The following is a 242-nucleotide window of genomic DNA, read 5'->3' on the forward strand; positions in this document are numbered from 1 at the left end:
GTTTGTTGCATTCTTGTTGCGTCTAACCCAGCAGCCCCGGCGGCAGGCCGGTCTCGAGCCGGTCATGCGGCCGCTCCGCCGTCGGCATCAAATGCCCGTAGACGTCGAGCGTCATCACGACGCTCGTGTGGCCGAGCATGGTCTGAGCCTCCTTCGCATTGAAGCCGCGGCTGATCGCCCAAGAGGCGAACCAATGCTTTGTACAGTGCAGATTGTATCGCGCTCGCCCCTGGTCATCCACG

1 pseudogene is annotated in these 242 nt (G+C 62.4%); it reads right to left on the bottom strand.

Going from position 1 to position 242, the window contains the following annotated elements:
• Positions 1 to 22 precede the first annotated feature (22 nt).
• Positions 23 to 242: pseudogene (locus R0J92_RS26005) on the bottom strand (hypothetical protein); the annotation flags it as partial.

It is taken from the genome of Tritonibacter sp. SIMBA_163 (assembly GCF_046535935.1).
GTDB lineage: Bacteria > Pseudomonadota > Alphaproteobacteria > Rhodobacterales > Rhodobacteraceae > Epibacterium > Epibacterium scottomollicae.